Source organism: Corynebacterium sp., from assembly GCF_030532715.1.
In the GTDB taxonomy this organism is placed as follows: Bacteria; Actinomycetota; Actinomycetes; order Mycobacteriales; family Mycobacteriaceae; genus Corynebacterium.
Window position 1 is genome coordinate 79,076 of the sequence record NZ_JAUNKO010000006.1, and the last position, 14,691, is coordinate 93,766.

The window sequence follows — 14,691 nt, forward strand, 5'->3', positions numbered from 1 at the left end:
CCTCTATCTGCCCGCAAAAGCGGCTAGACTGGATAAGTCTCTACAGTGAAAGATCCAACAAAAGGTGAAGAGTGAGCGACGATAATTTTGAGGGCGAGGACCTCTTCGACCGCATTCGGCCGATCGACATCGGCGAGGAAATGCAATCCTCCTACATTGATTACGCAATGTCCGTCATCGTTGGACGTGCCTTGCCAGAGGTGCGCGACGGTTTGAAACCGGTGCACCGCCGCATCCTGTACGCGATGTTTGACAACGGCTACCGGCCGGAACGCAGCTACGTAAAGTCCGCCAAGCCAGTCGCGGACACCATGGGTAACTACCACCCGCACGGCGACTCCGCCATCTACGACACCCTCGTGCGCATGGCACAACCCTGGTCCATGCGCTACCCCCTCGTGGATGGCCAAGGTAACTTCGGCTCCCGCGGTAACGACGGCCCTGCCGCCATGCGTTACACCGAATCCCGGTTGACGCCACTGGCCATGGAAATGGTGCGCGATATCCGCGAAAACACCGTGGATTTCGTGCCCAACTACGACGGCAAAACCACCGAACCGACGGTGCTGCCGTCCCGCGTGCCCAACCTGCTCATGAACGGCTCCGGCGGCATTGCGGTGGGCATGGCCACCAACATTCCACCGCACAACCTGCGGGAGCTTGCCGACGCCATCTACTGGATGCTGGAAAACCCAGAGGCCGACGATGCCACCGCCCTGGAAGCCTGCATGGATTACATCAAAGGCCCAGATTTCCCCACGGCCGGGCTGATTGTCGGTGAACAGGGCATCCGTGATGCCTACACCACCGGCCGCGGGTCCATTCGCATGCGCGGCGTCACCAGCATCGAGGAAGACGGCCAGCGGCAAACCATCGTGATTACCGAGCTGCCGTACCAAGTAAACCCAGACAACCTGATTTCCAATATTGCTGACCAGGTGAAACAGGGCAAGCTGGTGGGCATTTCCAAGATCGAGGATGAGTCCTCCGACCGCGTGGGCATGCGTATCGTGGTAACGCTGCGCCGGGACGCTGTGCCGCGCGTGGTGCTTAACAACCTGTTCAAGCACTCACAACTTCAGACCAGCTTCGGCGCCAATATGCTCTCCATTGTCGACGGCGTGCCGCGTACGCTCCGCATCGACCAGATGGTGCGCTACTACGTTGAGCACCAAATCGACGTGATCGTTCGGCGCACCCAATACCGCCTAGACGAGGCCGAGAAACGCGCCCACATCCTGCGCGGTTTGGTCAAAGCGCTCGACATGCTCGATGAGGTCATTGCCCTGATTCGCGCGTCTGCCACCGTGGAAATCGCGCGCAACGGGCTCATCGACTTGCTGGATATCGATGAAGTTCAAGCCGACGCCATTTTGGCGATGCAATTGCGCCGCCTTGCCGCTCTGGAACGCCAAAAGATCATCGACGAGTTGGCGGAGATCGAGCTGGAAATCGCCGACTTGAAGGACATTCTGGCTACGCCATCGCGCCAGCGCCAGATCATCCGCGACGAGCTCAAAGAAATCGTGGACAAGTACGGCGATGAGCGCCGCACCCAAATCATCGCTGCCAGCGGGGACGTGAAGGAAGAAGACCTTATCGTCCGCGAAAACGTGGTGGTGACCATCACCTCTACCGGCTACGCCAAGCGCACCAAGGTGGACCTTTACCGCAACCAAAAACGCGGCGGTAAGGGCGTGATCGGTGCCGAGCTCAAGCAGGACGACGTGGTCCGACACTTTTTCGTCTGCTCCACGCATGACTGGATCCTGTTCTTTACCAACTATGGCCGCGTGTACCGCCTCAAGGCCTTCGAGCTGCCCGAGGCGGCCCGCACTGCCCGAGGCCAGCACGTTGCGAACCTGCTGGAATTCCAACCGGGCGAACAGATTGCGCAGGTCATCCAGATCCAAAGCTATGAGGATGCTCCCTACCTCGTGCTGTCCACCGCACACGGCAGAGTGAAGAAGACTCGCTTGGATGAGTACGATTCCGTGCGCTCAGGCGGCCTGCGGGCAATCAACCTCAACGAGGAGGATCGTCTGATCGGGGCGGCGTTGTGCAATAGCGACGACGATTTGCTGTTGGTTTCTGAAGAGGGCCAGGCGCTGCGATTCAAAGCCAATGATGAGACGTTGCGTCCGATGGGGCGTGCCACCCAAGGCGTAAAGGGCATGCGCTTCCGCGGCGAAGACCAACTGCTCGCCATGTGTGTTGTGCGCGATGGGGCGTATCTGATGGTGGCCACGACCGGCGGTTACGGCAAGCGCACCCCAATGAAGGAGTACCCCGTTAAGGGTCGCGCCGGCCTTGGTGTGGTCACATTCAAGTACACTCCAAAGCGCGGCAAACTTATCGGCGCGTTGGCGGTTGATGATAATGATCAAATTTTTGCCATTACAACCGCTGGTGGTGTGATTCGGACGTCCGTAAACCAGATTCGCCCCTCGACGCGTCAGACCATGGGTGTGCGTCTTGTTGATCTGCCCAAGGGTGAAGAATTGTTTGCCATTGACCGGAACGTTGAGCGGGAAGAGGAAGGCGACAGCATTGAAACTGCTCCGGAAACTCCCGCTCCACAAGCTCAGGAAGCTGAAATTCAACAAACGCTTGACGAGGGTGAGGATTCCTAATGTCTAGCCGCAATGTCACCGTCCGTAGGGTGTCGCCAATTTCGGTGTTTCGCACGGCATTGGCTTTGTCGTTAGCCGGGTTGGTGGCGTGGATCCTTTGCGTGTGCATTGTGTACTTTGCCATGAGCATCATGGGGATTTGGGCGCAGATGAATGCGGTGATCGGCGGCGCCGGCGGCTCCGAATTCATCACATTCCCCATCGTGTTAGGGGCGGCCAGCCTGTTCGGCGCGATGGCCACATTGTGCACTTCGGTGCTTTCCCCACTGGCGGCAATGATGTACAACGCATTTGTCGATCTCTTTGGCGGCATCGTGGTCACGCTGCAAGAGGACGCTGAATAACGCTCAAAAATCCCTGGTGAATCCCGTGTGAAAACGGAGTTTCACCAGCGGATTTGCCTAAGTGTTGGATGCTCGGTAAAGTTCTATCTCGTTCCCAGGGCCTATAGCTCAGTTGGTTAGAGCGCATCACTGATAATGATGAGGTCGCAAGTTCAATTCTTGCTAGGCCCACTAGGAACAAAAAGGGGCATTAGCTCAATTGGTAGAGCACCTGCTTTGCAAGCAGGAGGTCAGGAGTTCGATTCTCCTATGCTCCACAAGAAAAACCGCCAACCATGTTGTTGGCGGTTTTGTTGTTTCACCCGCGGATCGCGCCGAAACATCGGGCTTGATCCTTGCGGGGAACCGTTACTTGCTGTCCTCGGAGGATGCTGACTCATCGGCGTCATCTACCGGGGTTTCCGTCGAATACACCAGTACGGATTCTTCGACTTCTTCGATGCGGTCATCTTCGTCGGAAGCATCGGGGAAATCATCGACGCGCGGCGGAGTGACCTCAGGTTCCTCGATGGGGGCAAAGAACCAGAACGCCAACGCTGCGATGGCCGCCAATACGGCGAACACGACGCCTGCCTTGGCGGTCTTGGTGCAAGTACCCTTGAGGCGCTTGCAGAACTTTGTTTTCTTGGATTCTGGGGCGACGGGTTGCAACGAGGTCTGCGCCTTGGAAATGACCTTCTGGGCGGCGGCGCCAGCGTCCTCAAATGCGTCGGACAGGGCGCTGTCCAAACGGGTACGTGCAGCGCGGGTCACGGCACCAGCATCATCCATGAACTCTTCAGCGCGTTCAGCGGCGGTGGAGCGGAACTGGTTGGTTGCGGCCGCGGCGTCGGCAAGCGCGTCATACGCCTCAACCGCCTTGCGTTGGCGGTAATCATTGAACGCGCGGACGCCGGCCCGGGAGACCTTAAAAGCGGTCCGAAGCACTGTCGTGTTCATCTAGGGTCCTTTAAGTTGAAGCGAAAAAATGAATTGGTTCACACACAAGCGTAGCGATGTAATGCGGAGTTCACTACGATAGGCGACATGACTCTTAAGACAGCTACCGCGATTCTGCATACGAACCGTGGCGATATTGTCATCGAACTCTTTGGAAATCACGCCCCAGAAACCGTGGAAAACTTCATTGGACTGGCCGAGGGAACCAAAGAATATCGCACCGCTAACGCCGCAGGTGAAGCCACAGGACCATTCTACAACGGTGCAATCTTCCACCGCGTCATTGAAGGATTCATGATCCAAGGTGGGGATCCGACTGGCACTGGCCGCGGCGGCCCGGGATACATGTTTGGTGATGAATTCCACCCCGAACTGCAATTTGACCGTCCATACTTGCTCGCCATGGCCAATGCTGGCCCCGGCACCAACGGCTCGCAGTTCTTCATCACTGTTGCGCCGACGCCGCACCTCAACATGCGCCACACCATCTTCGGTGAAGTGGTGGACAATGACTCCAAGGCAGTTGTAGATGCGATTGCTACGACGGTCACTGACCGGATGGATCGTCCGGTGGAACCAGTGGTGATCGAGAGCATCGAAATCACCAAATAGGCTTGTTTGAAACAACTCTCAGCCCCGCGCCGGCACGCAAGATGCCGGGCGGGGCATTTTTCATGGGGAAAGGTAAACGCAAGTGACCCAATGGTTGCGCAAAGCGCAGCGACAAGCACCAATCACACTCTTGTTGTGCCTGGTAATGATCGTTGTATATCTCATTACCGCGGTGCAGTCAGCATCGCTTTTCCACAACGTCCAGCACAGCCAGCTCGCCGATGATTGGGTGCTTTACCTGCCATATATGGCGAATAGTCCTTGGGGGCCGTTGCGGGCTGTAGGCAGCGCGTTCATCCATATCGGTCCGGTGCATCTCGCGTTAAACCTCATTGTGTTGTTCCTGTTTGGGCGCGAACTGGAACAAGCCTTGGGGCAAGCGGGGCTTGTGCTGTGCTTTTTGGCTGGGACGATCGGGGCTTCGGCCACGATTATTTGGGTGACGCCGCTGGCGCCTACCGCCGGCGCATCTGGTGCGCTGTTTGCGTTTATGGCGCTGTATGTGGCGGTTGCGCGGCAGCAGCAACGAGACCTACGGGGACTGGTGGTGCTGATCCTTGTCAACGTCGGATTTACCATCCTCTGGTCCGATTGGGTGTCAGTGTGGGGGCACTTCGGAGGGCTGGGCGTTGGAATCGCACTGGCGATCGCTACGTTGCTGGTGCGCCCAAATAGGGGGCGTCTTGTGACCTATTTTGTCATGTGCGCAATCAGCCTCGCTGCGGTGTATTGGCGGATTGCGGTGTTATCCACAGGCGCACCGAACTTCACAGTATTGTCAAACCAAATTCTGTGAAAAATGGTCAGGCTGGTTATCCACCGGGGCCGGTGGATAACTCGGGGTTGTGCACAGGGGGTCAAGTAATCCACACAAGTTATCCACATTGTGGATAGTTACATGGGTGTAATTTTTCATCTTCGCACGTACGCCCGTTCGAAATCGAGGTGTAATACGGCGGTAACCTGCGTAATATTCGACGATATGGGCAGTTGGGGATAAGTAGTGCACAGAATTATCCACAGGCTGTGGAAACTGTGGACAACCGAAAAACACGGAAAAAGTGGTGCACGATCCACAGTGTTGTACACAGCCTGTGGATAACTTTTCCCACAAGGGTGTGAGAAAAACTATCCACAGGAAACGCCTCCGCAAACCTGTGAAACTGGGGATTGGCGCAAAATTCACAGGGTTATAAACAGGGGTTAGATAAACTTGTGGAATTCCTGTGGAAAACTCATTGAAACAGCGGTAAACGGGGGTCACTAGTGTTCGAGAAAATCGAACAAACGCGTGATAATCGCAGTTTTCTTCGGTGTTCACTCCGGCCTGTGGATAAAAACCCACAATCCCCCCAGAAACGCAGCTGAAGTGAAACCAAACTCTGATGAAACAACCCCTTCTAGGGGATGCGCGCGCTGTGGATAACTCCGCTCCCGCCGAAATTCACTGGCACGTTTCGGGCCGAAGCTGGTTCGTAGTGGGCCCGCAGCTGTTGCGGGGCGGAAGGGTGCGGCGTCGATAAGCGCATTGCCAAAGTGAAACCCCCAACGGCTGCTGGTCGCAGTGTTGGGGGTTAACCGGTGTTTTGTTCGAGTTTAGCGCCAGCCCATAGTCATGAGGAGGCCAACAATCATCAGGGCAAAGCCGATGGCGTAATTCCACGGGCCGAGATCCATCATGAACGGAATCAGCGGGCTGGCCAGATAATACACAACCATATACAGCAAGCCGGCCACGATGAGCGTAAACATCAGAATCTTGTACCACAGCGGTGTGCTGCTGGTGTTGATTTTTACCGGGGTGCGGTTGGCGGATGCACCCGAGGTAATCGGGGTGGAACTAGGGGAGACCTTTGATTTAGGCAACTTGAGTGCACCTTCCAAAAACTAAAACTACAGTGACGGTCGCGCGGCGAGTAGGCAAGGCAACGAGGCAAGGCGAACCACCACGGGTACTTCCCAACAACTTAGCAGGGACAACCCGAAGTGGAAATTAGTTGGCTCCCAGGAGGTTGAACGTGAACACGCCGACCGAGACCCTGCCGTTCTTTTGCAGGGGGGTTCCTGGCGCCGGGGACTGGTGCGCGATTTTGCCTTGGTCGATGAGGGAATTGGTGTCCACACGTTCTTGCGTGAGGTTGCCGTCCGGTCCTTCCCAACCTGCGGCGCGCAACGCGCCGATCGCCTGCCCAACATTCATGCCCACTAGGTTCGGAGTGGTTAACGCCCGACCATTGGACACCTGTACGGTCAGCTCGGCACCTTTGGAGGTTTGCGTCCCCTCGTGCTCGCCGGCGGGACCGATGACAGAAATTACCGTGCCTTCCGGCTCGGAGGAATCCACATATTCAACGTGCGGAACGAACTCCAGTGCGGTGAGGTTGCTTTCCGCAGTCGCCCAACGGCTCCCAGAAATAACAGGAATGCGCACTTTGGCAATGCCGGTGGAAACCGTCACCGTGATCGTGGTGCCCTTGGTCACTTGGGAACCAGCCGACGGCGACATTTCCACAATCTCGCCCTCGGGCACGGAATCCGACGGCGCCTCCTTAATCACCTCATCGAGCTTTAAGTCGGCCTTTTCCAGGATCTTTCGCGCCTCGTCGGCCTTCTTGCCGGTGACATTAGGAACCTCAGTGACCTCCTTACCGGAGGAAACAAACAGGGTAATGTCGCTACCTTTAGCTACGGAAGAGCCCGCATCTGGGTCAGTATTAATCACACTGCCGCGCGCGATTTCCGGATCTGTTTTCGTCTCTACGGTGACGCTGAATCCGGCTTCCTCTAGGCGCTTCACAGCAGCGGCCTCGCTGATGCCGGTGACTCGGGGAACGGACACTTGATCATTGGCGCTGATCCCGGTGCCGGTGATGTAGTCATATGCGAACACCCCAGCGATGCCCAAGATTACGACTGTGAGTGCGGACACCAGCCACACCACCCACCGGTTGCCTTTAGTATTCGATTCGGCTTCGAGCGGCGCGACCGCAAGATGTTGTGTGGGGGCGTTCGCCGCAAGCGCATGCTCTTCCGGCAGCATGACCGGCGGAATTGACCCTGGCGTGGGCGTCACCGAGATGTCTTGTGCGCTACCCATTTGGGTTGCAGTGGCCGCTAACGTGGGATTGATCGCTATGGCGCTGGTGAGATGCGCCTGCGCCGCGCGGGCTACCGCGTTTCGGCTGACCCGAGAGAAATCCTCCGCCAATTCCATCGCCGTTTGATACCGGTCCGCAGGGTTTTTGGCCATAGCCGTGAGCGCCACCGCGTTGACGTTCGTTGCCATGGTCGGCGAGAGCCCAGGGATGAACTCCGAGGGTGGCGGCGCAGTGTCCTGCACGTGCTGATAGGCCACGGCGAATGCGGTTTCGCCTTCGAACGGCGGCCGCCCCGCAACAATTTCGTAGAACACGCATCCAAGGGAGTAGATGTCAGATCGCGGATCGGTATGCTTGCCGCGTGCCTGCTCCGGGGAAAGGTATTGGGCGGTACCAATGACCGTGGAAGTTTGGGTCATCGCCGAACCCGCATCAGTGAATGCGCGTGCGATGCCGAAGTCCATCACTTTGACGGCGCCGGTGTTGGTAATCATGATATTCGCCGGCTTGATATCGCGGTGCACAATGCCCGCTTCGTGGGAAACCTCCAACGCTTCGCACACCGGAACGAGTACCTTCGCGGCGTCGGCAGGCGCGAGCGGGCCGTCTTCGATAACGATGTCGCGCAAGGTGCGTCCGTGCACCAGCTCCATCACGATGTACGGAACGGCCGTACCCTGGATTTCCGTTTCCCCGGTGTCATAGATGGATACGATCGCGGGGTGGTTGAGGCGACCGGAATTTTGCGCTTCCCGCCGGAAGCGTTCCTTAAACGTAGTGTCGCGCGCCAGTTCGAGGCGCATCATTTTTACGGCGACTGGGCGGCCAAGCAGCGTGTCTGTCGCGGCGTAGACGTCAGACATTCCGCCGCTACCAATGATGCTACCGAGTTCGTAACGATTCGAAAGAAGTTGCGCACTCACTGCTCGCTCTCCTCGGACTGTCCTGTGGACGGCGGGTTAGGGGCCGCGCTGGTTGGCGTAGGAACTTCCATCGTTGTTGGCGTTTGCGAGGGAAGGAACGGCAGCGCCGTAGGGAATGGGAACGTGTTCGAATTCGACGGCACAACGTCCGGTTGGGTTTGAATCGGTTGTTGCGGTTGTTGCGGCGCTACGGGCACCGACTGGTTCGGCTGATTGCTGGGATACTGCTGGCTGGGCACGTCCTCGGAAACATCTTCGGATGATGGCGTGGATTGTGTCGTCGTCGACTTCGGCGTGCTGGTCGGTGTCGAACCAGAGTTCATCACACTGAGCAGCAGCCATATGCCCACCGCGCCGATAGCCAGCACCAAAACCGCAAGCAAGGCGTAGATGCTGTTATTGCTGTTATTCGACTGGTCGTATGTTGGCCGCTGCGTGGAGCGCTGTTGCGACGGCACGCGCTGCCCGCCGGGCCCAGTTGGTCCGCTGGGGCCATTCTGCCCGCCGTGAGTCATCGGCTGTTGCATGCGCCGTTGCTGCAATTGGTGCTGCTGCAAACCACCCGTCGGATGCGGCGGCACGGGCGGCCCTTGGATGGGGCGCTGCGGCATCACACTCGTGCCTTGACGAACGCCAGTTGCAGGTTGCCGTTGTTGAATGTGCGTTTTGCTATTTGCGTTGTTGGTGCGTGGCTCGGGCGGTAACGGACGGTTGCCTTGGCGTACGGAAGCGATAGCCTGGGCTAACGCGCTGCCATCCTGGTAGCGGCGTTCCGGGTCTTTACGCAAGGAAACGCCAATGAGGTCGCGCGTGGGCTGCGAAATCTGCTCCGGAAGCGGGCGCGGCTGCTGGTTGATGTGCGCGATTGCCACCGATACTGAAGAGTCGCCGGCAAACGGTCGCCGCCCAGCGAGCATTTCGTAGCCCACTACGCCCAGCGAGTACACGTCCGTGGCGGCGGTAACTTGCTTGCCTTGGGCCTGCTCTGGCGAGACGTATTGCGCGGTACCCACCACCATGCCGGTGCGCGTCAACGGCACAGCTTCGGCAGCTTTGGCGATGCCGAAGTCAGCGATTTTCACCGTGCCGTCTTCCGCGATCAGCAGGTTGCCCGGCTTCATGTCGCGGTGGACCATGCCCATACTGTGGATCACAGCGAGCCCGTTTGCGGCCTGCTCCAAAATGTCTAGGGTTTCGGATTCATTAATGGATACGTCGTGCAACAGGCGTTCGGCGAGTGTTTCGCCGCGGACGTACTCCATGGCGATAAAGCAGAACGTGTTTCCGGAAGGGTCAGGCAACTCCCGGTAGTCGAATGTACGTACAACGTTGGGTGAGTCGATGCCCTCCGATGCTTGCGCTTCATTGCGGAAGCGGCTGAGGAACTCAGCGTTATCCGCAAACTCCGGCCGGAGCACTTTCACCGCAACTTCCTCATCGGTGCGCGTATCCGTGGCCAGCCACACGGTGGACATGCCGCCGTGACCGATTACATGTTGAAGCGCATAGTCTTCTCCAATGAGCTCTTGCAAACGCACTTGGGAATCAGTACTCATGTTTCACCTATTGCCTTTGCGCTGCATTGAGAACGGCGTGACCGATCGGTGCCGCAACAGAGCCACCGGTGGCAGCCTGACCACGGTCACCACCATTCTTTACGACGACCGCGACGGCAACGTCGGCATCGGGGTTAAACGCAATGTACCACGCGTGCGGATTAGAGTTTCGGGAATCTTCACCATGTTCGGCAGTACCGGTTTTCGAAGCCAAATGGTTCGTGCCGCCCGGCATAGCGCGTTCCGAGGAACGCATCATTTCTGTCAGCTGCCCTGCCACCTCAGTAGGGATTGCTTGGCCCAACTCCTTCGTCTTTGTCGCCCGCAGCTCGCTTAAGTCCGAGCGCAGGATGCGCTTGACCACAAACGGCTGCATCCGCATACCACCATTAGCGACGGTCGCGGCCACCACAGCGTTGTGCAGCACCGACATGCTCACGTCGCGCTGGCCGATCGAGGACTGTCCGCGCGCGGCGTCGTCACTCAAATCGCCGACGCGTCCCTTTTCCACCGGCAACCCGAGGTCGTAGGAGTCCTCCAGGCCGAACGCCTGCGCCGTTGATGTCAACGCGTCCGCGCCGATCGCCACGCCCATTTCCACAAACGCCGTATTACAAGACTTGGCAAACGCGTCAATCAACGTCGTGGTAGCACCAGAACCGCAGGACTGCCCACCATAGTTCTCCAGCGTGGTATTCGTCCCCGGAAGCGTAATTTCCGACGCCGCGGTGACCTGACTGTTCGGCGTGTAATCACCCTGCAACGCCGCAGCCGTAGTAATCACCTTGAACGTCGAACCCGGCGGCAACGTCTCCTGGGTGGCGTGATTCAACAGCGGCGATTCGGGATCCTGCGTCAGCTGCGCCCAGGTCGACTCCGCAGTCGCTGGGTCCACGATTGGTGCCGGATCGTAGCTAGGCGTAGACGCCATGGCCAACACCTCACCCGTGCTAGGGCGCAACGCCACTACTGCGCCAAGATAATTCCGGCTGGCAAGCTCGTTGTATGCCACGTCCTGCATAGCGGGGTCAATGGTCAGCTCAATGCTCGCGCCGCTGGCTTCCTTGCCAGTAATTGCGTCCCACCATTGGGTGGAAATCAGCGATGTGTCCGTGCCGTTGAGAATATCGTTGTAGCTTTGCTCAATGCCGGAGGCGCCATACACGTCCGAAATGTAGCCTTCGATCGGGCCATATGCGATCGGGTTGGTCACATATTCGCGGTGGTAGTAACCGTCTTCGTCCTTGTTGGACCGAGCCAACACCAACCCGCCAGCGGAAATCTGCCCGCGGGGTGTGGACTTCAGCTCAAAGAACTGGCGCCGGTTGTAGGAATTGTGGGCGTACTTTTCCTCTTGGAATACCTGGATCCACGAAAGATTCGCCAACAGCACCACGATCAACAGCAGGGAAAACACTGCTGCATTGCGGATGGACTTGTTCATGTTGATCATGAAGATACCTCCGCTTCCCGATGGGTCGTGTCAGAAATCCGCAGGATAATTGCCATGAGAATGTAGTTTGCCATCAGCGAAGAGCCACCCTGCGACATAAACGGCGTGGTTAAACCAGTCATGGGCATGAGCGCGGAAATCCCGGCGGTGACCACGAAAATCTGGATGGCTACCGTAAGCGCCAACCCAGAGGCAACCAGCTTGCCGTAAGAATCGTTGGTACGCAGCGCTGTATACATGCCGCGAGAAATAAACACGGCGAACAGGATCAACACTGCGGCGATGCCGAACAGGCCCAATTCTTCGGCCACGGCGGCGAGGATAAAGTCGGAAAACACCACGGGAATCAAATGCGGGTAGCCCTGGCCTAGGCCGGTGCCGTCCAGCCCGCCCCAAGACATGCCGAACAGCGCCTGGGAAAGCTGGTAGCCCGCCCCGTTGGGATCCGCCAACGGATCCCAAAAGTTAGACACACGCGCCTGAATCTTGCTGGAAATCTGGTAGACGGCGAACCCGCCGATGCTCACCAAAATAAGCCCAATGATGAGCCAGGAAGCACGGTTCGCCGCCAAGTAAAACATGCCCAACACCGTGCCGAACAGCAGCAAAGCAGGTCCGAAGTCGTTCTCGCCGGCCATGATTAACAGCGCCACAAACCACACACCGAGGATCGGTGCGAGGTCACGAACGCGCGGAAAATCCATGCCCAGGATGGTCACGCCGGCGCAGTCAAAGAGGGTGCGCTTGCTGTTGAGCAGCTGGGCGAAAAACAGCAGCAGCATGATCTTGGAGAACTCGCCGGGCTGGATGGACAGCGGGCCGATGGTAATCCAAATGTCTGCGTCAGCATCCATGTTTGTTGGCCACACCATAGGCAACGCTAAGAAAATAAGGCCGAACAGGCCGAGCACGAACGAGAACTTTTTCAGCGAGCGGTAATCGTTCAAAAAGACCAGTACAAGCACCATGAGGGTGACGCCAACAAACGTCCACATCACTTGCCGCGGCGCGAGGTCAACATTCGGCAGGGTGGCGTCAATGCGGTAGACCATGACAAGGCCAAGACCGTTAAGGATCGCCGCCACCGGCAACAAGATCTGATCCGCGTGCGGTGCCTTCCAACACATCACCCCATGGGCGATCAGGAACACGGTGATAAAGCCACCGATTAGCGTGAGGATATCGCTGGTGAGGTTGCCGCTGAGCGAAATCTCAAGATTAATAACAGCGACCCCCACGATCAGTGACGCGAGGATCAAAAGGCCAAGTTCTAAGCGGCGCATTCGTAGGCGCTCGAGCACAATCATGACGCCTCCCGACAATTCACTCCAGGTTTGTTTGTCTCCGCAGGTTCATTGGGTTTTTGCTTGCACAACGGTAGGGCATCTTCCGCCAAGCGGTTCATCTGGTTAAGAACAGAATTATAAGATCCCGCTGGCAGAGTAGCAATATCTCTGCGCGATTCCGGAAGATCGGTCAGTTTAAATGGGCGGCAGCTCGTGTTCGCAGTGGTGCCGGGGTCAAGCGTGGTCAGGGCGCCACTATCGTTGATACAAGCCGTTTGAAAGTTACTATGCAATGAATATCCAAACACGTCACGGCTTAAGCCTCGTTCAATCACCAACGAACCGTTGCTTTCCGCCACATAATAGGTGTTTCGGATGTGGTTGTAGCCAAACCAACCACCGACAGCCAACCCGGTGATCAACCCGAGGCTGATCCACAGGGTGAGCCTGCGGCCTCTCCGCGGTTTCTCTGGGGCGGGTTCCTCAAACGGTTGTGGTTGTTCTATCGCCGGAGCGAGCGCAACCGCTACACCCGAAGAGGGATGCATATTTGCTGCCCTGCCAGCGGCGGTGTCAGGACGGGGGGATTCCGGCTCACTGGCGTTGAGCGCACCAGCGGTTACAGGAATCGTGGGAACATGTGTTCCGTGAGTATTATCACCGGGCACAATGTCCGCGACCACGACCGTGACATTGTCCGGCCCACCCGAGCGCAAGGCGAGCTCCACGAGGCGTTGCGCGGCGTCGGCAGGCGTGCCTTGCTGCATCGTCTCCTCAATGGTGGCGTGCGTCACTGGGTCCGACAATCCATCCGAGCACAGCAGCAACCGGTCCCCAACCTCAGCATCAAGCACAGACACCGTAGGTTCTACAGGTCGGCCGGTATACGCCTTCAAAATCAGCGAACGCTGCGGGTGCGTAGACACGTCTTCGGGGTCGAGCTTGCCCTCCGCAACCAAGGACTGCACAAAGGTATCGTCCGTAGTGATTTGCTGCAGGACGCCGTGTCGCAAACGATAACCCCGAGAATCACCCACATGGCACAAGCCGAAATTGTGGCCATCAAACATCAGCGCGGTGAGCGTAGTCCCCATGCCATTGGTCTCTGGTGCCTCGCGCACCCGTTTCGCTATCGCATGGTTGCCGTCATCAGCAACCGACGCTAACAGCGCCAACATATCGTTGTCGCCGGGGTGGCGATCCAACTGCTTGACGTGCTGAATCATCAGCTGGGAGGCGATTTCACCAGCGGCGTGGCCACCCATACCATCCGCAAGCGCGAGGAGGTGGGGGCCGGCATATGCTGAATCTTCGTTGTTCCCGCGAACTAAACCTCTATCTGAGGCAACTGCGTAATTGAGTTTCAGCATTTAGGGTTCGAGCCTTACTGTGGTGCGACCGACGATGATATCAACGCCCACATCGACGCGTTCCGGTTGATCAATGCGGTACCCGTTGACAAACGTGCCGTTACGGGAAGACAGATCCTCAACAAACCAGTCCGCGCCACGACGGAACAACCGCACGTGCCGCGCGGACGCGTAATCGTCTTGAATAGGGAATGAACAATCTGGGCTACGGCCAAGCGTCAGCTCATCAACACCGTCAACCTCGACGTACGTGTCTTTCAGCGGACCCTCCGTGACCATCAAAATGCGCGCTGGGCCCGACTTGCTTGACCTGCCAACAGCACGCGGAGGCGATGAACTCGCCCCACCAATAGCGTCTGCCGACGCCGCGAAATGCGCGTCCGCGCGCAGCGCACGCAACGCCATGAAAACGAAGAACCACAGTAAGACCAACAGGCCAATGCGGAAGGCAAACAACACGAAGGTATCCATGTGGGT

Annotated in this window: 12 protein-coding genes and 2 tRNA genes; 6 read left to right on the top strand and 8 right to left on the bottom strand. The window is 57.7% G+C overall.

The window, feature by feature from the left end:
• The first annotated feature begins 71 nt into the window (after positions 1–71).
• The 4 genes from gyrA to Q4D83_RS10190 all read left to right on the top strand — a co-directional run bounded on the left by gyrA (position 72) and on the right by Q4D83_RS10190 (position 3,234).
• Entirely contained in the window at positions 72–2,633 is a 2,562-nt protein-coding gene (gyrA, locus tag Q4D83_RS10175; RefSeq protein ID WP_303175202.1) for a DNA gyrase subunit A, read from the top strand.
• Positions 2,633–2,977: a DUF3566 domain-containing protein gene (locus tag Q4D83_RS10180; RefSeq protein WP_303175203.1), complete on the top strand. Its 345-nt coding sequence runs from the start codon at positions 2,633–2,635 to the stop codon at positions 2,975–2,977. The genes gyrA and Q4D83_RS10180 overlap by 1 nt, the downstream gene beginning before the upstream one ends.
• Positions 2,978–3,074: 97 nt before the next feature.
• Positions 3,075–3,148, top strand: a tRNA-Ile gene (locus Q4D83_RS10185).
• A 13-nt stretch (positions 3,149–3,161) separates the two neighbouring features.
• Positions 3,162–3,234: transfer RNA gene (locus Q4D83_RS10190), tRNA-Ala, on the top strand.
• A gap of 91 nt (positions 3,235–3,325) precedes the next feature.
• Here the strand turns inward: Q4D83_RS10190 and Q4D83_RS10195 are convergent.
• Positions 3,326–3,916, bottom strand: a complete 591-nt coding sequence (locus tag Q4D83_RS10195) for a hypothetical protein (protein WP_303175204.1) — start codon at positions 3,914–3,916, stop codon at positions 3,326–3,328.
• An 87-nt stretch (positions 3,917–4,003) separates the two neighbouring features.
• On the opposite strand from Q4D83_RS10195, the gene Q4D83_RS10200 reads away from it, so the two are divergent.
• Together Q4D83_RS10200 and Q4D83_RS10205 are read left to right on the top strand one after the other, a co-directional pair.
• Positions 4,004–4,528 (top strand): peptidylprolyl isomerase, encoded by a 525-nt coding sequence (locus Q4D83_RS10200; protein ID WP_303175205.1) that lies wholly within the window; start codon positions 4,004–4,006, stop codon positions 4,526–4,528.
• 145 nt (positions 4,529–4,673) lie between these two features.
• On the top strand, positions 4,674–5,324 hold the full coding sequence (locus Q4D83_RS10205; protein WP_303175206.1) for a rhomboid family intramembrane serine protease: 651 nt from the start codon (positions 4,674–4,676) through the stop codon (positions 5,322–5,324).
• Positions 5,325–6,124: 800 nt separating this feature from the next.
• Here Q4D83_RS10205 and crgA read toward each other — a convergent pair.
• From crgA to Q4D83_RS10240, 7 genes are all read right to left on the bottom strand, one after another.
• Entirely contained in the window at positions 6,125–6,394 is a 270-nt protein-coding gene (gene crgA, locus Q4D83_RS10210) for a cell division protein CrgA (RefSeq protein WP_303175207.1), read from the bottom strand.
• Positions 6,395–6,521: 127 nt separating this feature from the next.
• Positions 6,522–8,549 carry a Stk1 family PASTA domain-containing Ser/Thr kinase gene (pknB, locus tag Q4D83_RS10215; RefSeq protein ID WP_303175208.1) on the bottom strand — a complete coding sequence of 676 codons (2,028 nt, stop codon included), beginning with the start codon at positions 8,547–8,549 and terminating at the stop codon, positions 6,522–6,524.
• Positions 8,546–10,105: a serine/threonine-protein kinase gene (locus Q4D83_RS10220; protein WP_303175209.1), complete on the bottom strand. Its 1,560-nt coding sequence runs from the start codon at positions 10,103–10,105 to the stop codon at positions 8,546–8,548. The genes pknB and Q4D83_RS10220 overlap by 4 nt, the downstream gene beginning before the upstream one ends.
• A 7-nt stretch (positions 10,106–10,112) precedes the next feature.
• Positions 10,113–11,549 carry a penicillin-binding transpeptidase domain-containing protein gene (locus tag Q4D83_RS10225; protein ID WP_303175361.1) on the bottom strand — a complete coding sequence of 479 codons (1,437 nt, stop codon included), beginning with the start codon at positions 11,547–11,549 and terminating at the stop codon, positions 10,113–10,115.
• 5 nt (positions 11,550–11,554) lie between these two features.
• Positions 11,555–12,865 (bottom strand): FtsW/RodA/SpoVE family cell cycle protein, encoded by a 1,311-nt coding sequence (locus Q4D83_RS10230; protein WP_303175210.1) that lies wholly within the window; start codon positions 12,863–12,865, stop codon positions 11,555–11,557.
• Positions 12,862–14,214, bottom strand: a complete 1,353-nt coding sequence (locus Q4D83_RS10235) for a PP2C family serine/threonine-protein phosphatase (protein ID WP_303175211.1) — start codon at positions 14,212–14,214, stop codon at positions 12,862–12,864. Before Q4D83_RS10235 ends, Q4D83_RS10230 begins: the two co-directional genes overlap by 4 nt.
• The gene (locus Q4D83_RS10240; RefSeq protein WP_303175212.1) at positions 14,215–14,685 is read right to left on the bottom strand and encodes an FHA domain-containing protein; all 471 of its coding nucleotides are present in this window, start codon (positions 14,683–14,685) and stop codon (positions 14,215–14,217) included.
• Positions 14,686–14,691 lie beyond the last annotated feature (6 nt).